This window comes from uncultured Friedmanniella sp. (assembly GCF_964244005.1).
Classification (GTDB): Bacteria; Actinomycetota; Actinomycetes; order Propionibacteriales; family Propionibacteriaceae; genus Microlunatus.
This window is the reverse complement of sequence record NZ_CAXTHG010000021.1, coordinates 66,302-87,609: the sequence shown is the minus strand read 5'-3', so window position 1 is coordinate 87,609 and position 21,308 is coordinate 66,302. Positions and strand designations below refer to the sequence as shown.

Below are 21,308 nucleotides of genomic sequence, written 5' to 3'. Positions count from 1 at the left end.
CTCATGATCAACACCTCTCAGTCAGGTGTTGCACCAATTCCTTGAATCTGAGGCCCGCATGACCTCATCTGGGGGTCGGTTCTCAGGGACAACCTCAGCGCTTGCGCTGCTTGCTCGCGATCAGCTCGGCCTCGCGCTGCTTGCGCTGCCGCTCGAGGTCGGCTTTCTGGTCGGCCTGGCGGGCGCGCAACGACTCGGCGTCCATCGAGTTGAGCAGGATCAGGGCCGCGATGCCCGCGATCAGCAGCGACCAGAACGGCGACAGCCGCAGCAGCATCGGGGCGGTCACCAGCAGAGCGACGTCGAAGCCGCGGAAGAGGTTCGTCATCAGCCCGGGCGGGAAGGCGCCGGCCTGGGTCGAGATCATCGGCGCGCCGAAGTCGACACCCTTGGCCTGCGTCCAGCGGACGGCCGCCAGCAGCCCGGCCGCGGCCGTCGCGATCGACATCAGCGAGGCGTCCGGGATCGAACGCGGCACGGACCCGTCGCCGAACCCGCGGTAGGCCGCCGTCGTGACCACGGCCCAGATCGCGGCCAGGATGGCCGGCACCGTGATCGAGGCGAGCTTGATCTGGGTCAGCGTGAACGGCAGGCAGCGCGCCAGCCCGCCGGTACGGGTCAGCACCCGCAGACCGCCGAGCAGCGGGATCAGCGCCGCGAACAGGGCCAGGGCGGCAAAGACGGGCGTGAGCTGGCTCATCCCCAGCGCGTCCGCGGCGTACGGGACGACCGCCGTGCCGGCCAGCGCCAGTAGTGGTTGGGGGAAGCGACGGAGCCGCTGCCACTCGCGCCACGTGAGGGCCTGCAAGCCCAAGCCCTTGCCCCGGACCGGGTGCACGTGGCCCTTCTCGACCGCGCGCCGCTCCACCACGATGTCGCGGGCCAGTCCGATGTCGAGGGCGAAGAAGGCGCCGGAGATGCCGCTGACGAGCGCGCCGCCGCTGAGCAGCCGGGTGCGCCGGATCTGCTTGAGCCGCAGCTGCGCCACCGCAAAGCTGGTCAGCAGCACCGCGACGGCGAAGCCGGCCAGGGACAGCGCCAGCTCGGTCCCGACGTCGTTGCTGAAGCCGAGGCTCAGCCAGCCGGCCGCGATCCCGATCACCAGCAGCAGCGCGGCGAGCCCGAGCAGCCCGAACACGTAGCTCGCGACCGTGGTCAGCCGGTGCCGTTCGGCGCCCTGCTGGGCGGCCGCGAAGGACACCGCCGCCGCGGCGGACAGCCCGGTCGCGGCCGTCCAGGCCACCACCTCGCTGCCGGCCGAGCCGGTCAGCGCGGAGACGAGCGCGCCCAGCGCCGCGCCGCCGACCAGCGCGATCCCCACCGCCATGAAGAGCCGGGACCGCAGCAGCCGGGCGCGGGAGATCGGGGCGTCGAGCAGCCAGAAGCCCTCGGCCGCCGACGCCAGGACCGGGCCGAAGAGCCGGCTGATCGCCAACGCCACCCCGACCGCGGCGGCAAAACCGGCCCAGGGCAGCACCGTACGGGCCGACAGGCACGACGCGGAGTCGCACGAGGACACGGTGCGCTGGGCCTTGAGGATGACGTTGACGACCATCGCGCCGATCATCAGCGCGCCGATCAGCGCCACGTACGCGTCGTGGAACGCCTCGGTCAGGGTCTTGGTGGCGCGGCCGCGGCGCCAGTCCTTGATCAGCCGCTTGAGCTCCCGCGGCGAGGCCGGGGTCAGCTCTGGACCGGGGACGACGGCGTCGGCGGCGTCGAGGGTGCTCATCAGCGGGGCGCCCCCAGCTCGACCGTACGGGTGGCCACGGCCTCGACCAGGGTGGGTTCGTGGCTGGCGAAGACGATGGCCAGCCCCTGGGCCCGTTCGGTCTTGAGCCGTTCGGCGAGCCAGCGGACACCCTCGGTGTCCAGCCGCTGCTCGGGCTCGTCCAGGATCAGCAGCTTGCGCGGTCGGACGAACGCGGTCGCGAGCGCGAGCCGGCGCCGCTGCCCCGACGACAGCGTGCCGGGCAGCTGGCCCGACTGCGGGACGAGCTGGACCTCCTCGAGAACCTCGTCCACCACCGCGTCCGGGTCGGCGATGCCGTGGGCGCGGGCGAGCAGGTCGAGATGCTCGACGACGCTGAGGTCGGGGAAGAAGTCGAGGTCGTCGATCACCGTGGCGACGTCGCGCCGGATCTGTGGCGAGGTCTCCGACATCGGGTGACCCATCACCTCGACCGTGCCCTCGTCCGGTCGGTCGGCTCCGACCAGGCAGCGCAGGAGCGTCGACTTGCCCGCCCCGTTACGGCCGGTGAGGGCGATGGCCTCGCCGGCCCGGACCTCGAGAGAGAAGCGGTCGAGGATGGTCACCGGCCCGAACGCCCTCCGCAGACCGGAGACCTTGAGAACGGTGGTGCGTTTGGCCATGAGGGAATTCTGCCCTCTCGCTGCGAGTGCTCCAGACCATCGCCGCGGGGACGGGCCGCCGGGTCGTTCCGGAAACCCGGTCGCGCGCTTACCAATCCCCCTGAGCAGGCGCGACGAATCACAGCCGAGAGACAGTCCCTTCCCGGGTCTGCATCCATCTCCCGTTCTTCACCACGGTTCTCGAAAGGACCACCATGTTCTCCACCACTCGTGTGGCCAAGTTTGCCGGCCTCGCCGCCGCGCTGGCCCTCCCGCTGACCTTCGCCGCCTGCGGCAGCAGCACCGAGACCCCGGCCGCTCCGGCCGCCGCCCCCTCGTCAGCGGCGTCCTCGCCCTCGATGAGCTCCTCGCCCTCCATGTCGGCCTCGGCCAGCACCGACATGGCCAGCGAGCCCTTCGGCAGCGCGTGCTCCGCCGTCCCGACCTCCGGTAAGGGCTCCTTCGACGGCATGTCCTCCGACCCGGTCGCCACCGCCGCGAGCAACAACGAGCTGCTCACCACGCTGGTCACCGCGGTCAAGAAGGCCGGCCTCGTCGACACGCTCAACAACGCGAAGGACATCACCGTCTTCGCGCCGACCAACGACGCCTTCGCCAAGATCGACAAGAAGACCCTGGCCAAGGTGCTCGCCGACAAGAAGACGCTGACCGCGATCCTGACCGAGCACGTCACGACGCCCACGCTGACCCCGGACACCGTCGCCGGTACGCACCAGAGCCTCAACAAGGACCAGAAGATCACCGTCAAGGGCTCGGGCGAGGACTTCACCGTCAGCGTCGGTGGCGGCGGCTCGGCCAAGGTCCTGTGCGGCAACGTGCAGACGGCCAACGCGACGGTCTACATCATCGACACCGTCCTGCTGCCGAAGTCCTGATCGTCTCTCGCGACCTGTGAGACAGTTCACGTGACCAGACCACAGTTGCGAGCAGTACAAGGATCCATGAACGCGTCGACGCTTCCCCCCGACCCCGGAGGTCAGTCCTCCGGGTCGGGGGCGAACGCGAGCGGTACCGGCCGAGAGGCCGAAGCTGCTCACCTCGTCGAGCTGCTGACGCGCTCCGCACGGGGTCATGAGGACGCGTTCTCCGAGCTGTACGACCTCACCTCGTCGCGGGTCTACGGGACGGTGCTCCGGGTGCTGCGCTCGGCCGACTATGCTGCAGAAGTCACCCAGGAGGTGTTCGTGGAGGTGTGGCGCCAGTCAGCCCGCTTCGACGCCGCCAAGGGCAGCGCGATGGCCTGGATGACGACGATGGCCCACCGCCGGGCGGTCGACCGCGTGCGGTCGGTCACCAGCGAGGTCGCACGGGACGAGCGGTACGCCGTCACCGCAGCTGACCGCGAGGTCGACCACGTCTGGGAGGGCGTGGAACAACAGCTGGACGTGGAACGCGTCCGCAAGGGGATGGCCTCGTTGACCGCGATCCAGCGGGAGGCCTTGACGTTGGCCTACTTCGGCGGGTACACCCAGAGCCAGGTTGCTTCACTGTTGAGGCTCCCCCTCGGCACCGTAAAAACCAGAATCCGAGACGGCCTGATCGGCCTGCGGGACGCCTTGGGGGTAGAGGCATGAGTGAGATCCATGGAGCGACGGGCTCCTACGTGCTGCACGCACTGGACACGTCCGAGCTGGACGAGTTCGAGGCGCACCTGGCGGCCTGCGCGACCTGCAGCCGTGAGGTGATCGAGTTCTGCGAGACCGCGGCTGAGCTGTCGCTGCTCGCGACGGCGCCACCGCCGGCAGCGCTGAAGGGCTCGATCATGTCGGCCATCAGCGGGGTCCGGGTGCTGCCGCCCGACCCGACGGTGGCCGCGCCGAACGCGGTGCCCGGCATCCTGCCGCTCGCCTTTGCTGAGCCCACCTCAGCGGCTGAGGTCGAGCACCTTCCGCAGCGGGCGATGCCCGTTGACGAGCTGGCCCTGCGCCGGGCCCGTCGGCGTAGTCGCTTGCTCTCCCTCGCCGTCGCGGCGGCTCTGGTCGTCGCCCTGGCGATGGGCGGTTGGGTCGTGAGCCTCAAGCAACAGCAGGAGGGCCAGATCGCCTCGGCCACGCTGGAGACGCAGCTCTACAGCGCCCCGGACGTCAAGACGATCCCGATCGAGCTCAATAACGGCGCCCGCGGTTCCTTCGTCGCCTCGAAGAGTCTCAACCGCGCTCTGTTCACCGCAAGCAGCCTGCCGAGCCCCGGGTCGGACAAGACCTACCAGCTCTGGACGCTGAAAGATAAGGCAGTAACACCGGACAACCTGGTCAGTGGCGGCAACGGGATCAAACAGTGGTTCCGCGGCGATATCGCTCAGTCCTCCGCACTGGCGATCTCGATCGAGAAGGCTGGCGGGGCAACAAGTCCGACCGACATTCAGAAGCTTTCCCCCCTCTGACGTACGTCCGCTGAGCCCCTCGGGGCCGACTGAGCACCACTGACAGTCGGCCGCGGGGGGCTTGACGACGTGCCGGGGACGTTAAGATTTCGCCGCGTCTGCCGGACCGGTCTTTCCCCGCGGCGGCCCCGGCCCCAGGATGTGCCCATGGAGATCGGTACCGACACACTGCAGAAGGCCCTCAGGATCAACCTCGACTCCCGCTGGTACGGGACGGTCGCGGAGATCGGGGCGGGTCAGGAGGTGGCGCGCTGGTTCTTTCGCGCCGGCGGGGCGGCGGGCACGATCGCCAAGTCGATGTCGGCCTACGACATGGCGGTCTCCGACGCCGTCTACGGCAAGTCCCAGCGTTACGTCTCACTGGGCAGGCTGCAGGCGATGCTCGACCACGAGCTCACCCTCAACGTAGACCGGCTGTCCCAGAGCCGGGGCGACAACAGCTGTTTCTTCGCATTCGCCGACACCGTCGTCGCCCGCAGCTACGCCGGCGGCAACGAGTGCCACGGCTGGATGGGCGTGCGCTTCCAGGCGCACCCGATGGACGAGCCCAACCAGATCGTCCTTCACGTCCGGATGCTCGACAACGACGCCGCGATGCAGCAGGAGGCCCTCGGCATCGTCGGGGTGAACCTGCTGCACGCCGCGTTCTTCGAGCGCCAGGAGCCCGAGGAGATCGTCCAGAGCCTGTTGGACCGGCTGTCCACCGGGCGGATCGAAATCGACATGATCCAGTTCAAGGGAATCGAGTTCCGGCACGTCGACAACCGGCTGATGGCGCTGGAGCTGGTCCGGCTGGGGCTGTCCGGGGTGGCGATGTTCGGGCCCGACCGCGAGGTCCTGCAGCCGAGCGAGGTGCTGCGCAAGCACGCCGTCCTGGTCGAGCGCGGCAGCTTCCGCCCCCCGACCGTGGTCAACATCGACATGCTCGACTGCGCTCGGGAGAAGTTCGAACAGGACCCGGCTGTCGCCGGCAAGCCCGTGCTGGCCCTGGCGGAGCTCTCGATGCGCAACCTGCTCGCCGGTGGCTCGGTCGACCGACGCGACTTCCTCGCGCGTGCCGACCTGCTGGCCGCCTGCGGCATGACGGTGCTCATCTCCGACTACTTCGAGTACAACCGGCTCGCCCACTACCTCGCCGAGCGCACGTCCGAGCGGATCGGGATCGTGATGGGCGTGCCGAGCCTGGCCGACCTCTTCGACGAGTCCAACCACACCCAGATGCAGGGCGGGCTGCTCGAGAGCCTGGGCCGGCTGTTCAAGAACGACCTCAAGCTCTTCGTCTACCCGATGCTGCGGGCCGAGGACAGCACGGTGGTCACGGTGGAGGACCTCCAGGTCGATCCCGGCACCCAGCCGCTCTTCGACTACCTGGCGATGCGCGGCAGCTTTGTCCACCTCGACCAGTACAAGGGTGAGTACCTGCCGATCCTCTCCCGCGACGTGCTGCGCCGGATCGGCTGCGGCGACGACTCCTGGGAACCGATGGTCCCGCCAGCCGTCGCCGAGCTGATCAAGAAGCGAGACTTTTTCGCGAACCGCTGAGGCGTCCACCCGGAGCGTTGTCACTTCGGTGGCGACTACGGCACACAAGTGACAACAATGTTTCCGGTGTCCCCCCGCTCTGGGCTGTGAGGACGTTCCCCCAGATGCTGAGGCCTACCCGAGATCGTCCTCACCCCGGCTCCCTCAACGGGTCGTTGAGCGACTTCCGCAAGCTTGCGACGACAGCATCGGCCGCTGCGTGCTGGTCACCTTCGAACACACCAAACTGGATGAGCTCCCAGCCAGCGCCGGCCCCGCGACCAGGCCGAGGACCGCCAGCAGCACGAAAGAGCGACGAGCCCGGCCACACGCCACCCGTGCCGCTCACCCGGTCCGGCGTTGGCGTCGGTGGCGATCTCGCGGGTCTCGCGCTGCACCATCAGCCCCGCCCGGCCGCGTAGCATCGCATCCCGCCTCGACTCCCCTGGCTGCCGGGCGTGCATCGCCACACCCTGGCGCAGATCCCGTCCGACGACCTAGACCAGGCTGATCTCCGCCATCCCGGTGCTGAGGATCCCCTCGCGGAGGCGGCGCACCGCACCCGCGGTGTTGACGTCGGCGTCACCGAGCCGGGTCTGCCACCCGAACCGGCGCACCCGACCCGGGGCCAACGCCACCAGCACCGCGACCGGAACCAGCTTGAACGACTCCTCGGTCAACCGGGCGATCCCGATCCCCGGGCCAACGTGCCCGCGCCGCGCAGCGGCCAGTCCGCCGGCATCAACGCCGACAGGTGCAGCGAGACCAGCCCGACCGTCAACGACCACGGAACGCACACCCCGTACAGCAGGGTCAGACCACCCAGGGTGAGAGTTCGCGTGCGCGCCAGCCAGAACCAGTACAGCAGGATCCACACCACCCCGACGTACACCCCCGCCGCCGCCCGGACGTTCGGGAAGAGAACCGACATCACCCCGAGGACGAGCAGCCCCACCACACAGATCGCCAGCCATCGGAGCGGACCCGACCTACCAGCACCGGATGAGCAGCCACCCACACACCCAGCCGGTCGCGCAGCCGCTCCCACCACTCCGGCCGCCGATCCACCGCATCGTGGCCGGCAGCGGTTGCCGCCTCGTGCGCCTGGGCCACAGCCGCCCCTCACCCCCCGGTTCGGTCTCGGACCGGGGAACCGCGACGCAGATGCTGGTGTCAGCGGCCCCAGCGTTTCCGGGGTGCGCCGATCGCACGCTCTCGGGCGACGAACAAGAATTGTCAGTGGCCCGTGGGAGGCTCTTGGACGTGGGAGAGAACAGGCTGACCGAGAACAAGCGAGCGACGCTCGACAAGCGCAGGGCCGACGTGGCGGCGATGTTCGACCGGACGGCGGCCCGGTACGACCTGCTCAACGACCTGCTCTCGCTCGGCCAGGACCGGGGCTGGCGCCAGCGGGTGGTCGAGGCAGTCGACCCGCAGCCGGGCCAGCGCATCCTCGATCTCGCGGCCGGTACGGGGACGTCGAGCGAGCCGTTCGACCGCGCCGGCGCCACGGTCGTCGCGACCGACCTGTCGCTCGGCATGCTCGCGGTGGGTCGGCAGCGCCGGCCCGGCTTGAGCTTCGTCGCCGGAGACGCGCTCAGCCTGCCGTACGCCGACGGAGCCTTCGACGCGGTCACCATCTCCTTCGGGCTGCGCAACGTGGAGGACACCGCCGCCGCGCTGGCCGAGCTACGCCGCGTCACCCGCCCGGGCGGCACGCTGGTGGTCTGTGAGTTCTCAACGCCCGTCTGGGCCCCGCTGCGCGCGGTCTACGGTACGTACCTGCTCGGCGCGCTCCCCCGGGTCGCCCGCGCTGTCGCTTCCAACCCGGTGGCGTATGAGTACCTGGCCGAGTCGATCCAGGCCTGGCCCGACCAGGCGGCGCTCGCCGGGCTGGTCCAGGCGGCCGGCTGGCAGCAGGTGGAGTGGCGCAACCTCAGCGCCGGGATCGTGGCCCTGCACCGGGCGCGAGCATGACCGCCGTGGCGAGCTCAGCGGCGTCGGCGGCGTCAGAGCCCGCAGGGCGCAGCTCGGTGCTGCTGGGTTCCCGGGCCGCGGGCAGCTGCCCGGTGAAGACCCACCACAGCCACGACCAGACCTCGGCGCTGCCCGACCCGGAGCCGGGCGAGGTCGTCGTACCCGCTCAGCTGCAGCACGCCCGCGAGGTCGAGGCCCGGCTCGTCGAGGCCCTGATCGCCGCGGCCCCCGGCCTGGTCGTCGATCTCCGGCTGCTGGCCGACGAGCCGGCCACGGCCGTCGAGTCCTGTCTGCGGGCGATGACGGTGGGCGCTCACGTCATCATCGGCGGCACGCTGCCCGCCGACCGCGTGGGCCGGCGGATCGGTCGACCCGACGTCCTGGTGCGCGGTGTCGACTCCGCCGACGGGCGACCGACGTACCACCCGGTCGAGGTCCAGCCGCACAAGGTGCTGCTGGCCACGAGCTCCCGGCGCACACCCCCCGCGGCCGAGGACCCGCCGCCACCGGCCGTGCACACCTCGACGTTCGCCGACCCCCGCCCGCTGGCCCTGGAGCCGCTGCCGGGGATGGTGTTCCGGCTGCGCAGCCGCGAGTCCGACCTGCTGCAGCTGGCCCACGACGTCCGGCTGCTCGCCGCCGCCGGCTTCGCCCCCGACACTCCGCTCGCGGCGGTGATCGGCACTGACACCGCCACCGCAGAGGCACCGCTGCTGGCCTGGTTCGACCTGTCCGTACCGCTGGTCCGCACGTACTCCCGGAGCGCGCCGAGCGGCTGGCGGCTGCGCAGCGTCCTCGAACGCTACGACCACGAGTTCGCGCTGCGGCTCGACGTGGCCGCGGTCGCCCGGCAGCGGACCGGCGCCGCGGACGACCCGGCTCCCCTGGTCCAGCCGGTGGTCTGCGACGAGTGCCCCCGCTGTCCCTGGTGGGAGCGCTGTCGCAGCGAGCTGAGCGAGGACGACGTGAGCCTGCGGATCGGCAAGGGCGCCCTCGACGTCCGTGAGGTGCTCGCCCTGCGCCGGCTCGGGACGGGGACCGTCACGGCGCTCGCGGCGGCCGACCTGACCACGCTGCTGCCCGACTACCTGCCCCAGGTGACCCACCGCTCGGGCGCGGAGGGCCGGCTGCGGGTCGCGAGCCGGCGGGCCCGGATGCTGCAGGCCGACGAGGTCTTCGCCCGCGAGACCAGCGGCGACATCACCTTTCCCGGCGCCGAGATCGAGGTGGACCTCGACATCGAGAGCGCCGCCGACGGGCGGATCTACCTCTGGGGCTTCCTGCTGCACGACCGGCGCAGCGACGCACCACCGGACTACTCCCACGTCAGCGCGTTCACCGACCTGGACGAGGCGGACGAGCTCGACCTGGCCCGGGAGGCCTTTGGCTGGCTGCGTGACCTGGTGCACCAGGGTCGGTCGGTACGCGTCTACCACTACAGCGCCTACGAGCCGTCGGCCATCCGCGCCCTCGCCGACCGCGCCCCCGACGACCCGCTGCTGGCCTGGGCCGCCGCGTACGCCGAGGCCGAGTTCGTCGACCTCTACGACGTGGTCAAGACCCACTTCTTCGGGGTGAACGGGTTGGGGCTCAAACCCATCGCCCAGCACGCCGGCTTTCGCTGGCGCGACGACGACCCGGGCGGGCTCAACTCCCAAGCCTGGTTCGCCGACGCCGTCCACGACGCGGACGCCAGCACCCGTGACCAGGCTCGGACCCGGGTGCTGGAGTACAACGAGGACGACGTGACCGCCACCCACGCCCTCAGAGCGTGGCTGCGATCGCCAGGACCTGCTCGTTGAGGGTGCGCCGGTGGGCGCGGTCGACGACCGCCTCGACCAGTTCCAGCCCCACCGGCGGCTCCGCCAGCACGGCGGTGAGCTCGGCGGCGTCGCTCACCCGGTGATAGCGGGTGCCGCTGGCGGCGGCGAGCGCCTGCAGGTCGGCCCCGTGCGGGGTGGCGAAGACGCGTTCGAACGCGCGTAGGTGCGCCGGCTGGCCCTGCTCGATGGTGGCGAAGATGCTGCCGCCGTCGTCGTTGGCCACCACCAGCCGCAGGTCCGGTCGCGGCTCCTTACGCCCGATGACCAGTCCGCCGGCGTCGTGCAGCAGGGTCAGGTCGCCCAGCAGGGCGTGGGTGGGCCGGTCCCGGGTGAGCGCGACGCCCGCCGCCGTGGAGACGAGCCCGTCGATGCCGGCGAGGCCCCGGTTGGCGTACACCTCCGGCGGGTCGGCCGAGAGCGGGGCGAGGTCGAGGTCCCGGACGGGGTTGGACGACCCGACGACAAGGGCGTCCGCCCGGCCGAGGGCGCTCCAGAGGGCAGCGGCGAGAGCAGGTCCGGTCAGGTAGGGCTGTGCGGCCAGCAGGTCGTCCAGCTGGTCCCGAGCCTGGGTCTCGGCCTGCTGCCAGGCCGTCCACCAGTCCGGGTCACCGCTGCCGGGCGCGAAGGTGACCCCGTCCGCCACCGTGGCGGCCACCCGGCCCGGGTCAGGCCAGTCGGCGAACGGGGACACGACGACGAGCTCGACGTCACGGCGGCCGAGCAGCCGGGTGACTGGTCGCGACAGGGTCGCGCGGCCGAACAGCACCACCCGTTCGACCTCCTCCGCGAGCCCGGACGCCAGCAGCAGCCGGTAGGTCGACAGTGCCGTGCCGCCGTGCCGGGCGTTGCTCGAGGGCTCGGCGAGCAGCGGCAGTCCGGCGTCGGCGGCCAGCTCAGCCGCCGCTCTCCCGGCGGCTGGCGGCATGTCCCCGGCCACCACGACCGTCTGGGGGCCGGCAGGCAGCAGCGTCGGCTCACTGCTGCGGGACGCGGCGACGTGCACCTCGGGGGCGGCCGGGATCGGCGCGACCTCCGTCGGGGTGAGCGGCTCGGAGAAGGCGACGTTCAGCTGCACCGGTCCGGGTAACCGGCTGCGGGTACCGGCCGCCGCAGTGAGCACCCGGAGCGTCTCGAACCGCCAGCCGGCCACGTCCCCGCCGGTGTCGGCGACCGCCGCGAAGGCCCGGACGTGCCGGCCGAAGAGATGCTCCTGGTCGGTGGTCTGGTTGGCGCCGGTGTGGGCCTGGCTGCGGGGCCGGTCGGCGGTGACCACGACCAGGGGCAGGTGGGCGTGCCAGGCCTCCAGCACAGCCGGGTGCAGGTTGGCGACCGCGGTGCCCGAGGTGGTGACCACCGCCACGACGAGCCCGGAGCCGCGGGCCAGGCCGAGAGCCAGAAAGCCGGCGCTGCGCTCGTCGATGCGTACGTGCAGGGTGAGCAGGCCGATCCGGTCGGCCTCGAAGAGCTCGTACGCCAGCGGCGCGCTGCGCGACCCGGGCGTGAGCACGACGTCGCGGACCCCGGCGGTGAGCAGCGCCTCGACCAGCACCCGCGCGCAGCGGGTGGCCTCAGCCACGGCCGACCCGCTCGGTCGCCCTCGCCAGCTCAGAGATCCGCACGAGCCGAGCCTGCCAGAAGGCGGCCACCTCCGGCCGCGCTCGATGTCTGGCCAGCCGCTCCTCGTCGAGCACCAGGTCGGTGACCGGCAGCTCGCCGGCCTGGGCGACCAGAGGCGTCACAGCCAGGTCCCCGGTCAGCAGCGGGACCGTGTTGAGCCCGCAGGCGTACGGCAGCTCGGGCAGGGCCGCCGCCAGCGCCACGCCGGCACGGATGCCCACCGACGTCTCGAGGGCGCTCGAGACCACCACGGGCAGGCCGATACGTTCGGCGATCTCGAGGCAGGCACGGACGCCGCCCAGCGGCTGCACCTTCAGCACCGCGACGTCGGCGGCCTCGAGCTCGCGCACCCGGTACGGGTCCTCGACCCGGCGGATCGACTCATCCGCCGCGATCAGCACGTGCACGCCGCGCCGCGCGAGCCGGCGCCGCAGCTCGGCCAGCTCCTCCACCTGCGCGCAGGGCTGCTCGACGTACTCGAGCCCGTGACGGGCGAGCTGCCGGACCGCCGTCTCCGCCTCGTCGACGCTCCAGCCTCCGTTGGCGTCCACCCGCACCTGGCCTGAGGGACCGAGGGCGTCCCGGACGGCTTCCACCCGGGCCAGGTCGTCGGCCAACGACTGGCCCCGCTCAGCCACCTTCACCTTCGCCGTCCCGCAGCTCGCCGCCGCAGCCAGCGTGTACGCCTGCTCGGGTGGAAGCGCCGGGATGGTGCTGTTGACCAGGACCCGGTCCCGGACGGGCTCCGGCCAGCCCTGCTCGGCCGCCTCGACCGCGGCCCGCCACCACGGCACCAGCTCGGGTCCGTCGTAGTCCAGGAACGGGCTCCACTCCGCCCAGCCGGCCGGCCCGCGCCAGACCATCCCCTGCCGCTGGTCGATGCCCCGGAAGCGGGTCCGCATCGCGATCGCGTACGTGGTGGGTGCACTCACCCGTCCAGTCTGGCCCTTCCGGACTATTCTTCCCGGCGTGTCCGCCCCCGCGCACGGTCCCTCGCTGCTGCGGCTCGTCGACCCGGACGCCCTGCCGGAGGCCCTCGCCGCGGCGTTGGCCGGCGGTCCAGCGATCGCACCGCTACCGCCCGCCGGGCTCGAACGCGACCAGGCGCTGGCGATGCTGCGACCGGAGGAGCCCGTCGAAGCCGGGGCCGCGGTGGTCGTCTCGACCTCAGGCTCGACCGGACGCCCCAAGGGGGTGCTGCTGTCGGCCGAGGCCATCCGGGCCGGGTCGGCCGCCACCCACGAACGGCTCGGCGGGCCGGGCGACTGGGTCCTGTGCCTGCCGGCGCACTACGTCGCAGGGCTGATGGTGCTGGCGCGGGCGCAGGGCGCCGGGACCGCGGCGTACCGGGCCCGGCCCGACATGGGCGACCTGATGGCGGTGGCCGACCGGCTGCGCGGCCGGCGGTACCTCTCGATCGTGCCCACCCAGCTCGCCCGCGCGCTGGGGCAGCCCGAGCTCGCCGAGATCCTGCCCGACTTCGACGCCGTCCTCGTCGGGGGTGGCCCGCTGGCCGCGCCGCTGGCCGCCGCGGCCGCTCGGGCCGGCGTCCAGGTGGTGACGAGCTACGGCATGAGCGAGACCTGCGGTGGCTGCGTCTACGACGGCGTCCCGCTGGCGGGGGTGGACGTCGCTCTCGACGCCGCTCGGGCCGGAAGGATCAGCATCGGCGGCCCGGTGCTCTTCTCCGGCTACCGGCTGCGGCCGGACCTGACCGCGGCCGCGGTCACCAACGGCCGGCTGGTCACCGCCGACCGAGGGCGCTGGGACCTGCACGGACAGGAGCGTCGGTTGACCGTCCTGGGCCGGGTCGACGACGTGGTGATCAGCGGCGGGCTCAACGTCGACCTGGCTGAGGTCGAGCGGGCAGTCCGCAGCTGGCCTGAGCTGGCCGGCGCGGAGGTGGCCGTGGTGGGGGTCCCGGATCCCGAGTGGGGCACGGCCGTGGCCGCGGTCGTGGAGGGCCCGGCCCGGGCCGCGGCCGAGCTCACCCGGCTGCGGGCCTACCTGCGGGACCGGCTGCCGACCTACGCCGCCCCCCGCACCCTGGTCGGACGGACCGTGCTGCCGCGGACCAGCAGTGGCAAGATCGACCGGCGACAGATCGTCGCCGATCTCGGCCCACCAGATTCAACCCGCACCCCAGGAGCACCCGCGTGACCCTCGAAGCGGCGCTGCACCCCACCGCCAGCCAGTGGCTGGCCGGCTCTCGCCCCCGGACCCTGCCCGCCGCGGCTTCCCCGGTGCTCGCCGCGACCGGACTAGCGTACGCCGGCGGCGGCTTCTCCCCCGTCGCGGCACTGCTGGCCCTGGTGGTGGCGCTCGCCCTGCAGGTCGGGGTCAACTACGCCAACGACTACTCCGACGGCGTCCGCGGCACCGACGCCAACCGGGTCGGACCGTTGCGGCTCGTCGGCTCGGGCGTGGCCCGGCCAGGAGCGGTCAAGCGGGCGGCGTTCGGCGCGTTCGGGCTGGCCGGACTGGCAGGGCTCGGACTGGTGCTGCTCACCGGCCACTGGTGGCTGCTCGCCGTCGGCGCGGTCTGCGTGCTGGCCGCCTGGTCCTACACCGGGGGCCGGCGCCCGTACGGCTACCGCGGCCTCGGTGAGGTGGCGGTCTTCGTCTTCTTCGGCCTGGTCGCGGTGTCGGGCACGGTCTACGTCCAGCTCGGCCGGGTCACGACGGCCACGGTGCTGACCGGCGCCTGGGTGGGCGCGCTGGCCTGCGCGCTGCTGGTGGCCAACAACCTGCGGGACCTGCGCGGCGACACTGCCGCCGGCAAGCGCACCCTGGCCACCCGGCTGGGCGACCGCGGCACCCGGCTCTTCTACGTCGGCCTCGTCGCCGGGGCCGCCGTGCTGATCGTGGTCGTCGCGCTGCTGACCAGCCTCTGGGCCCTGCTCGGCCTGGCCGGACTGGCCCTCGCCGTGCCGGCCTGCCGCCGCGTCCTGGCCGGCGCGGCCGGGCGTGAGCTGATCGCGGTGCTGAAGAACACCGGCACCACCGAGCTGCTCGCCGCCGTCGGCTTCACCCTCGGCCTCGTCCTGGGCCACCTCTAAGCCGACTTGTCAGCGTCAGCGGTCGCTACAGCAGCCACACGGGCTGACAAGTCGGGGATCAAATGACCGGCGGGTGGCCGGCGAGGGCCATCCGGCCGACCGTACGCCAAGACATCGGGCGGCGGCGGCCGCCGGGGCGGGTGAGGCCGAGCCAGTAGCCGCGGAGGGTCTCGACCACGGCCTCGCGGCTGCGCAACCGGATGCCACCGATGGCGGCCCAGGTGAGGACGTAGACCAGGCCGACGGGGAAGGGCAGGTTTCGGCGGGCCAGCCAGACCCGGTTGCGGGCCTGGAAGCGGTAGAACTCGGCGTGCCGGGTGGGCTGGATGGCGGGGTGGTGCACCTCGAGCTCGCCGTCGTAGCGGACGTGGAAACCGGCGTCCCAGACCCGCCAGGCGAGCTCGACCCCCTCGTGGGCGTACCAGAAGCGTTCGGGCCAGCCGTTGGCGTAGTCGAAGGCCTGTCGCCGGATGGCGACCGCTCCCTCCCAGACCGACATGGCCGGGCTGCTCCGGCCGGGGTCGCCCACCCGGACCCGCGGGGTCCAGCGTCGCGGTGCCGGCCGGCCGTCGGGGTCGACGACCCGGGGCTGCACCAGACCGAGCCGCGGGTCGGCGGCGAACTGGGCGGCCATGGTCGCCAGCACCCGGTCGTGCGGCAGCCGGGCGTCGTCGTCGAGAAAGAACAGCAGGTCGCCGCTGACCTGAGGGACGCCAGCGTTGCGGCCGGCCGGGATACCGAGGTTGGCTGGCAGCGCGTACCCGCGGACGCCGGCGGGCAACCCGACCGGTACCCAGCCGTTGCCGACGACCACGACGTCGAGCTCGACGTCGGTCTGGCTCAGCAGCGACGCCAGCGCGCGGGCGAGGTCGTCGGGTCGGTTGCCCATGGTGAGCACGACCGCCCCGAACCGGGGAGCGGCGGCGGCTTCGACGGCGCTCACCGCAACCTCGACGAGGTGATGACGGCGGCGAGATGGCCGACCACCGTCACCACGGCGGCGACGACCAGCCCGGCCAGCAGGACGCGGGTGGCCGCGCCGTCGGCGACCAGGTCGACCAGCGCGGCGGCCAGCACCAGCAGCGACAGCTCCACGGAGTGGAAGACCCGGTGGAACGGGACGAAGCGCGCCACCTGGCGGGCGCGGCGGACGAGCCCGCGGGTGGGCACCTTGACGGCTTCGGCGTCGCGCACCTGCGGCATCCCGGCGTAGTGCCGGGAGACGTGCACGAGGTCGTTCTCGACCTTGTTCAGCGCCACCAGGAGTCCGAGCAGCAGCCCGGCGCTGATCCAGACCCCGCTCAGCCGCAGCTCGCCGGTGACCCGGACCCCCAGCGCCACGGCGATGCCGCACTCGGCGACGTAGTGGCCGATCCGGTCGAGGTAGACCCCCAACGGGGACGAGGTACGGCGCCAGCGCGCGACCTCGCCGTCGCTGCAGTCGAGGAGCATCTGCAGCTGGACGAAGAGCACGGCCAGCACCGCCCCGAACAGGGTGTTCCAGCCGGTGCTGACGGCGGCGAGCGCGGCGCTGAGGATCATCAGCCAGGTCACCCCGTTGGCGCTGAACCCGGCCCGCAGCAGCACCCGGGTCAGGTAGGGCGAGATGTCCCGCAGGTAGGCCGACGCCACCCAGTGCTCGGCGCCCGCGCGGGTCCGGACGCTGGGCGGTTGGGTGACCTCGCGCAGCTCGGCGATCGTCGGCCCGGGGTGCGCCGAGGTACGGAGGCCAGGCATCCGCCCACCTTAGTGGCGCGGCCCCGCTCCGCCCCGGATTACCGGCGCACGTTGTCCGCGCCCTCAGCGCGACGCATACTTCCTTCATGGGGCGGTACCTGCCGATCATCATCGTGGCCCTGCTGATGATCTACTGCGTGGTCGAGGTGGCGCAGGCTCCGACCTACGCGGTGCGCAGGATGCCCCGCTGGCTGTGGGCCACCGCGATCATCTGCCTGCCGCTGATCGGCGCTGTCGGCTGGCTCTTCCTGGGTCGCCCCAACGCCGAGTCGCTCGGCACCCGCACCCCCCGGTCCCGCCCCAGCGCCCCCGACGACGACGCCGACTTCCTGCGCGGCCTCTGACCCTGCTAGCGCGCGTACGCCTGCTCGATCGCCGCGAGGAACCGTGCGGTGCTGGCCCTGTCGGTGGTCTCGCCGAAGTAGTAGCGGCTGAGGTCGGCCAGCTCGGGCTCGACCACCGCCAGGCGGGCCAGCACGTCCCCGGCGTCGGCGGGCGCGAGCAGCACCAGCCGGTCGAGCAACGGTGAGGGCGGCCGCTGCGCGGTCGGCGCGGGTTCGGTGACCACCAGCGGCTTGCCGGTGGCCAGCCAGTCGTAGGCGACCGCCGAGACGTCGGTGACGCAGGCGTCCGCGAACGACCACTGCCACCCGTACGGCCCCTCGTCGACCAGGTGCCGGTCGCCTCCGGCCCGCAGCAGCTCCCGGATCCGCCGGTCGGCCACAGCGTGCGTCGAGGACGCGCGGCCCGTCCGGGGGTGCGGTCGGTAGATCACCCGGACGTCGAGGTCGGCGAGCAGCGCCTCGGCGATGGTGACGCCGGAAGCGGCGACGGACCCGTACGCGATGCTGGGCCGGTCCCCCTCCCAGGTCGGGGCGTAGAGCACCCGGCGCCCCGAACCCGGCGCCCAGTCCGGCGCCCCCGGATAGTCGTGATCGAGCTGCGGCCGACCGACAGGCAGCGTCCGGACGGCTGGGTCGAAGCCTCGCAACGCCGCTCCGAGCCGGTCACTGCCCGCCTGACCGGCGACGAAGGTGAGGTCGTACGCCTGGTGCTGGTGGGACGCGCTGGAGGCCTTGTCGCTCTCTCCGTGGCCGATCTGCACGTGCACCGGCGCCGGGAAGCGCAGCATCCGGAAGTTCGGCTCGACCTGGTTGAGGTAGAGCACGACCCGGACGTCGCGTTCGGCGACCAGCTCCTCGAGTGCCGCGCTGCCGCGGGCGAAGGCGACCGGCAGGGTGCTGCGGCTCAAGATCTCCGCGCCGGTGTCGGGCCGGTCCACCACGACGAGCACCGGGCGCCGGCTGGCCAGCTCCTCCAGCGGTCGGCGCCACTGCTCGAACTGGTAGAGGTTCTCCGGACCGGTGGCGAAGAACACCGCCACCGCCCCGTTGGGCAGCATCGCGTGCCGCGCAGCCCGCCGAGCGAAGCTGGGAGCGGCCAGCTGGTTGACCACCCGCGCCGACACCGCCTGCGCGAGGCGCCGCGGGTCTCCTCCCGGCAGGCGCGGGAGGGGCCGGGCGACGGGTAGCCGGGGTCGAGGCACGCGGGGCAGGCGGCTCACCTCAGGCTGGGGTCGGGTCGGCCTTCTCCGCCGGCTGCGGGGTCAGCACGTGCGGGGCGGCCTCGACCGAGGTCTCGCTGCGGTCCGCGCTCCACTCGGTGTGGAACGTGCCTTCCTTGTCGACCCGGCGGTAGGTGTGGGCGCCGAAGAAGTCCCGCTGGGCCTGGATCAGTGCCGCGGGCAGCCGCTCGGCCCGGATACCGTCGTAGTAGGCGAGCGAGGAGGAGAAGGCCGGCGTCGGGATGCCGTTCGACGCGGCCCCGGCCACCACCCGCCGCCACGCGGCGAGGCTGTGGCCCACCGCGTCGGCGAAGTAGTCGTCGGCCAGCAGCAGGGCCAGGTCGGCGTCGCGCTCGTAGGCCTCGGTGATCCGGTTGAGGAAGCGGGCCCGGATGATGCAGCCACCGCGCCAGATCCGCGCCATGGCGCCCCGGTCGATGTCCCAGCCGTACTCGGCGCTGGCGGCGGCGATCTGGTCGAAGCCCTGGGAGTAGGCGACCACCTTCGAGGCGTAGAGCGCCTGCCGGACGTCCTCGACGAAGGCGTCGGGGTCCGGGATGTCCCAGCCGACGGTCTCGGCTGCGAGCTTGCCGCGGCCGGCCTCACGCTGGGGGACCGAGCCCGAGAGCGCCCGGGCGAAGGTCGCCTCGGCGATCCCGGTGATCGGCACGCCGAGGTCGAGCGCGTTCTGCACCGTCCAGCGTCCGGTGCCCTTCTGCTCGGCGCGGTCCAGGACGACGTCGACGAAGGCGTTCTGAGTCTCGGCGTCGATGTGGGACAACACGTCGGCGGTGATCTCGATCAGGAACGACTCGAGGTCACCCTCGTTCCAGGTCGAGAAGATGCGCCCGATCTCGGCAGCGCTGGCCCCCGTCCCGGCCTTGATCAGGTCGTAGGCCTCGGCGATCAGCTGCATGTCGGCGTACTCGATGCCGTTGTGCACCATCTTGACGAAGTGGCCGGCACCGTCGGGTCCGACGTAGGTGCAGCAGGGTTCGCCGTCGACCTTGGCGGAGATGTCCTCCAGCAGCGGCCCGAGCGTCTCGTAGGACTTCCGGGAGCCGCCCGGCATGATCGAGGGGCCCTTGAGCGCGCCCTCCTCACCACCGGAGACCCCGGTGCCCACGAAGTGCAGACCGAGCTCGGAGAGCCAGCCCTCGCGCCGGATCGTGTCGGGGAAGTGCGCGTTGCCCGCGTCGATGACGATGTCGCCCTCGTCCAGCAGCGGGATCAGCTCCTCGATCACCGCATCGGTGCTCGGGCCCGCCTTGACCATGATGATCACCCGCCGGGGCTGCTCGAGTGAGGCGACGAAGTCAGTCATCGACTCCGACGCCACGAAGTCTCCCTCCGAGCCGGCCTCCTCCAGCAACGACGCCGTCTTGGCGTAGGTGCGGTTGTGGATGGCGACGCGGTGACCGTGCCGGGCGAAGTTGCGGGCGAGGTTGCGGCCCATCACCGCAAGACCGGTGACCCCGATCTGGGCGAGCTCAGGCATGCAGACACTCCTTCATTCCGATGGCGACCCTGGATTCCGCTGGTGACGCGACCCGAGAGTGACCGACGGTGTGAGACTATCGACCCACCGGGGGGGCGCGGACGTCAGCGTATCTGGTCGACCCACGGGGTCCGACCAGTGATTAGGGTTGCATTTTCCGTTCCGAGATCCGAAGGACCGCCATGCTCCAACCGCTGGGCATCAGCGCCGACGCGGAGACGGTCTACGTCGCTCTGGCTCCGATCGGCACCGTCGCGCAGGAAGAGCTGAGCGAGATGACGTCGCTCGACCCGGTCAGGGTCGAAGAGGCCCTCGAGGAGCTTCGGCGGCTGGGCCTGGCCACTGAGCTGTCCCACGGACTGTGGCGCACCCTCCCGATGCCAGATGTCATCAAGGCGTTGCGCGCGCAGCGGCTCTCCGAGCTCGAGATGGCCAGTGTCGCCGCCGACTCGCTGCACAGCCACCTGCTTGCCGCCTCGCAGTCCCAGAGCGACGACGTCCGGATCATCGTAGGCCGCGAGGCGATCGTGGCCGCGAACCGCGAGCTCTGTGCCACGGCGCAGAAGGAGATCTGCGTCTTCGACAAGCCCCCGTACGCCGAGGAGCGTTCACCGACCGAGGAGTCGCTGAGCGAGGAGGCGCCCGAGTGGCAGGCGCTTGAGCGCGGGGCGACCCTGCGCTGCGTATACCACCCGGGCTTCGACGCCGACCGGCTGAAGGAACTCACCCTCTACACCACCAAGGGCGAGCAGTCGCGGACGGCTCCGGTGCCCATGAAGCTCGTCATCGTCGACGCCGAGCTGGCCATCATCCCGTCGATGCGCTCCTACCTGCCCGGCTACGAGCTCCGCATGTCGGTCGTCCGACATCCGCTGCTGGTCGAAGCGTTGCAGTGGCTTTTCGAAGCGGTCTGGGACACGGCGGTCCCCATCGTGGCGTCGACTTTCCTCGAAATCGACCCACGGCGGCAAATGCTGGTGTCCCTGCTGATGACTGGTTCGACCGATCAGGCCATCGCCAGTAATCTCGGTATCAATGTCCGTTCGGTACGCCGCTGGATATCCGAGCTGATGGAAGAACTCGGCGTGACCACCCGACTTCAGCTCGGTGCAGCCATGGTGCGTGCGGAAAATGTCCGCACGCAGACCGCGAACGTCCTCTCACACTCGGCATAACGGCAATCCTTCGCTCATATGAGCAGACATCGGCGGCTTGACATCAGCTCCGACGACCGGCAGCAATCGGGCTGAGATTCCTGGCTTGACGCTCGCCAGACGCCCCATCATGCGACCAGCTGGCGGATGAGGCGGCTGGCCAGAGCCTTGCCGGGTGAGCTCAGACGCCGTGGGCGCGCGCGATGACGGTGTTGCTCCGCACGCCGTGAGCAGCGTGGGCCGGGGCGGCGGCCACAGCACCGAGCAGGAGGGCGGAAACCGTAGCGGCTCCGAGAACGCGGGCGGCCTGACGAGCAATGCGAGACGAGCGCATGGCGGATTCCTTTCGATGGCCCGCAGCTGCTTGGGGGGTGCGCTGCGGAACTGAATACGTTTCGATATGAAGATTAAACAGGCTGGCGCCCGAAAGTCACGGCCATCTCGTGTCCAGTTTAGGACATGTCCTAAACTGGACATGCAGAAATCGCGTTAGGTGCGGTTCTGCTCCTCAACGCGTCCGGGTCTAAAGCCGCTGTGCGTGGTCCATGGCCCCCGTGGTCATGGAATCGCTCCCCCTTGAAGGGAGAGTTGTCACCCCGTGT

General features: G+C 71.7%; 20 protein-coding genes. 10 read left to right on the top strand and 10 right to left on the bottom strand.

The window, feature by feature from the left end:
* Positions 1-94: 94 nt before the first annotated feature.
* On the bottom strand, positions 95-1,732 hold the full coding sequence (locus ACFE76_RS14140) for a DUF6297 family protein (RefSeq protein ID WP_375432402.1): 1,638 nt from the start codon (positions 1,730-1,732) through the stop codon (positions 95-97).
* Positions 1,732-2,373, bottom strand: coding sequence for an ATP-binding cassette domain-containing protein (locus ACFE76_RS14135; RefSeq protein ID WP_375432401.1), 642 nt, complete (start codon positions 2,371-2,373; stop codon positions 1,732-1,734). Before ACFE76_RS14135 ends, ACFE76_RS14140 begins: the two co-directional genes overlap by 1 nt.
* A 194-nt stretch (positions 2,374-2,567) precedes the next feature.
* On the opposite strand from ACFE76_RS14135, the gene ACFE76_RS14130 reads away from it, so the two are divergent.
* The 4 genes from ACFE76_RS14130 to ACFE76_RS14115 all read left to right on the top strand — a co-directional run bounded on the left by ACFE76_RS14130 (position 2,568) and on the right by ACFE76_RS14115 (position 6,298).
* The gene (locus ACFE76_RS14130; protein ID WP_375432400.1) at positions 2,568-3,248 is read left to right on the top strand and encodes a fasciclin domain-containing protein; all 681 of its coding nucleotides are present in this window, start codon (positions 2,568-2,570) and stop codon (positions 3,246-3,248) included.
* A 66-nt stretch (positions 3,249-3,314) separates the two neighbouring features.
* A complete protein-coding gene (gene sigK / locus ACFE76_RS14125) occupies positions 3,315-3,947 on the top strand; it encodes an ECF RNA polymerase sigma factor SigK (protein WP_375432399.1) in 633 nt (210 codons plus the stop codon).
* Positions 3,944-4,756 carry an anti-sigma factor domain-containing protein gene (locus ACFE76_RS14120; RefSeq protein ID WP_375432398.1) on the top strand — a complete coding sequence of 271 codons (813 nt, stop codon included), beginning with the start codon at positions 3,944-3,946 and terminating at the stop codon, positions 4,754-4,756. The genes sigK and ACFE76_RS14120 overlap by 4 nt, the downstream gene beginning before the upstream one ends.
* A 147-nt stretch (positions 4,757-4,903) precedes the next feature.
* Positions 4,904-6,298, top strand: coding sequence for a hypothetical protein (locus tag ACFE76_RS14115; RefSeq protein ID WP_375432397.1), 1,395 nt, complete (start codon positions 4,904-4,906; stop codon positions 6,296-6,298).
* 476 nt (positions 6,299-6,774) lie between these two features.
* On the opposite strand, the gene ACFE76_RS14110 is transcribed toward ACFE76_RS14115, so the two are convergent.
* Positions 6,775-6,957: a hypothetical protein gene (locus ACFE76_RS14110; protein ID WP_375432396.1), complete on the bottom strand. Its 183-nt coding sequence runs from the start codon at positions 6,955-6,957 to the stop codon at positions 6,775-6,777.
* On the bottom strand, positions 6,954-7,232 hold the full coding sequence (locus ACFE76_RS14105) for a hypothetical protein (RefSeq protein WP_375432395.1): 279 nt from the start codon (positions 7,230-7,232) through the stop codon (positions 6,954-6,956). The genes ACFE76_RS14110 and ACFE76_RS14105 overlap by 4 nt, the downstream gene beginning before the upstream one ends.
* A 308-nt stretch (positions 7,233-7,540) precedes the next feature.
* Between ACFE76_RS14105 and ACFE76_RS14100 the strand changes: the two genes are divergently transcribed.
* Together ACFE76_RS14100 and ACFE76_RS14095 are read left to right on the top strand one after the other, a co-directional pair.
* Positions 7,541-8,254, top strand: coding sequence for a demethylmenaquinone methyltransferase (locus ACFE76_RS14100; protein WP_375432394.1), 714 nt, complete (start codon positions 7,541-7,543; stop codon positions 8,252-8,254).
* A 5-nt stretch (positions 8,255-8,259) separates the two neighbouring features.
* Entirely contained in the window at positions 8,260-10,056 is a 1,797-nt protein-coding gene (locus ACFE76_RS14095) for a TM0106 family RecB-like putative nuclease (protein WP_375432393.1), read from the top strand.
* Here ACFE76_RS14095 and menD read toward each other — a convergent pair.
* Positions 10,019-11,653: a 2-succinyl-5-enolpyruvyl-6-hydroxy-3-cyclohexene-1-carboxylic-acid synthase gene (menD, locus tag ACFE76_RS14090; protein ID WP_375432392.1), complete on the bottom strand. Its 1,635-nt coding sequence runs from the start codon at positions 11,651-11,653 to the stop codon at positions 10,019-10,021. The two genes, ACFE76_RS14095 and menD, sit on opposite strands and share 38 nt — an antisense overlap.
* Entirely contained in the window at positions 11,646-12,596 is a 951-nt protein-coding gene (locus ACFE76_RS14085; protein WP_375432405.1) for an o-succinylbenzoate synthase, read from the bottom strand. The genes menD and ACFE76_RS14085 overlap by 8 nt, the downstream gene beginning before the upstream one ends.
* Before the next feature lie 67 nt (positions 12,597-12,663).
* Between ACFE76_RS14085 and ACFE76_RS14080 the strand changes: the two genes are divergently transcribed.
* The gene (locus ACFE76_RS14080) at positions 12,664-13,854 is read left to right on the top strand and encodes an AMP-binding protein (protein ID WP_375432391.1); all 1,191 of its coding nucleotides are present in this window, start codon (positions 12,664-12,666) and stop codon (positions 13,852-13,854) included.
* Positions 13,851-14,753, top strand: a complete 903-nt coding sequence (locus tag ACFE76_RS14075) for a 1,4-dihydroxy-2-naphthoate polyprenyltransferase (RefSeq protein ID WP_375432390.1) — start codon at positions 13,851-13,853, stop codon at positions 14,751-14,753. The genes ACFE76_RS14080 and ACFE76_RS14075 overlap by 4 nt, the downstream gene beginning before the upstream one ends.
* A gap of 58 nt (positions 14,754-14,811) precedes the next feature.
* On the opposite strand, the gene ACFE76_RS14070 is transcribed toward ACFE76_RS14075, so the two are convergent.
* Both ACFE76_RS14070 and ACFE76_RS14065 read right to left on the bottom strand, forming a co-directional pair.
* Complete coding sequence (locus ACFE76_RS14070; protein WP_375432389.1) at positions 14,812-15,696, bottom strand: glycosyltransferase family 2 protein; 885 nt, start codon at positions 15,694-15,696, stop codon at positions 14,812-14,814.
* Entirely contained in the window at positions 15,693-16,490 is a 798-nt protein-coding gene (locus tag ACFE76_RS14065; protein ID WP_375432388.1) for a CDP-alcohol phosphatidyltransferase family protein, read from the bottom strand. Before ACFE76_RS14065 ends, ACFE76_RS14070 begins: the two co-directional genes overlap by 4 nt.
* A gap of 86 nt (positions 16,491-16,576) precedes the next feature.
* On the opposite strand from ACFE76_RS14065, the gene ACFE76_RS14060 reads away from it, so the two are divergent.
* Positions 16,577-16,834, top strand: coding sequence for a PLD nuclease N-terminal domain-containing protein (locus ACFE76_RS14060; RefSeq protein WP_375432387.1), 258 nt, complete (start codon positions 16,577-16,579; stop codon positions 16,832-16,834).
* Between the two features lie 5 nt (positions 16,835-16,839).
* On the opposite strand, the gene ACFE76_RS14055 is transcribed toward ACFE76_RS14060, so the two are convergent.
* Positions 16,840-18,036 carry a CDP-glycerol glycerophosphotransferase family protein gene (locus ACFE76_RS14055; RefSeq protein ID WP_375432386.1) on the bottom strand — a complete coding sequence of 399 codons (1,197 nt, stop codon included), beginning with the start codon at positions 18,034-18,036 and terminating at the stop codon, positions 16,840-16,842.
* 19 nt (positions 18,037-18,055) lie between these two features.
* A complete protein-coding gene (gene gndA, locus ACFE76_RS14050; protein ID WP_375432385.1) occupies positions 18,056-19,552 on the bottom strand; it encodes an NADP-dependent phosphogluconate dehydrogenase in 1,497 nt (498 codons plus the stop codon).
* A 275-nt stretch (positions 19,553-19,827) separates the two neighbouring features.
* On the opposite strand from gndA, the gene ACFE76_RS14045 reads away from it, so the two are divergent.
* Entirely contained in the window at positions 19,828-20,727 is a 900-nt protein-coding gene (locus tag ACFE76_RS14045; protein ID WP_375432384.1) for a hypothetical protein, read from the top strand.
* Positions 20,728-21,308 lie beyond the last annotated feature (581 nt).

Excerpts from the sequence above, each read along its gene's own strand:
- ACFE76_RS14130 (WP_375432400.1), top strand. The coding sequence starts at position 2,568 with ATGTTCTCCACCACTCGTGTGGCCAAGTTTGCCGGCCTCGCCGCCGCG.
- sigK (WP_375432399.1), top strand. The coding sequence starts at position 3,315 with ATGAACGCGTCGACGCTTCCCCCCGACCCCGGAGGTCAGTCCTCCGGG.
- ACFE76_RS14120 (WP_375432398.1), top strand. The coding sequence starts at position 3,944 with ATGAGTGAGATCCATGGAGCGACGGGCTCCTACGTGCTGCACGCACTG.
- gndA (WP_375432385.1), bottom strand. The coding sequence starts at position 19,552 with ATGCCTGAGCTCGCCCAGATCGGGGTCACCGGTCTTGCGGTGATGGGC.
- ACFE76_RS14135 (WP_375432401.1), bottom strand. The coding sequence starts at position 2,373 with ATGGCCAAACGCACCACCGTTCTCAAGGTCTCCGGTCTGCGGAGGGCG.
- ACFE76_RS14140 (WP_375432402.1), bottom strand. The coding sequence starts at position 1,732 with ATGAGCACCCTCGACGCCGCCGACGCCGTCGTCCCCGGTCCAGAGCTG.
- ACFE76_RS14065 (WP_375432388.1), bottom strand. The coding sequence starts at position 16,490 with ATGCCTGGCCTCCGTACCTCGGCGCACCCCGGGCCGACGATCGCCGAG.
- ACFE76_RS14045 (WP_375432384.1), top strand. The coding sequence starts at position 19,828 with ATGACGTCGCTCGACCCGGTCAGGGTCGAAGAGGCCCTCGAGGAGCTT.
- ACFE76_RS14060 (WP_375432387.1), top strand. The coding sequence starts at position 16,577 with ATGGGGCGGTACCTGCCGATCATCATCGTGGCCCTGCTGATGATCTAC.
- ACFE76_RS14085 (WP_375432405.1), bottom strand. The coding sequence starts at position 12,596 with ATGCGGACCCGCTTCCGGGGCATCGACCAGCGGCAGGGGATGGTCTGG.
- ACFE76_RS14115 (WP_375432397.1), top strand. The coding sequence starts at position 4,904 with ATGGAGATCGGTACCGACACACTGCAGAAGGCCCTCAGGATCAACCTC.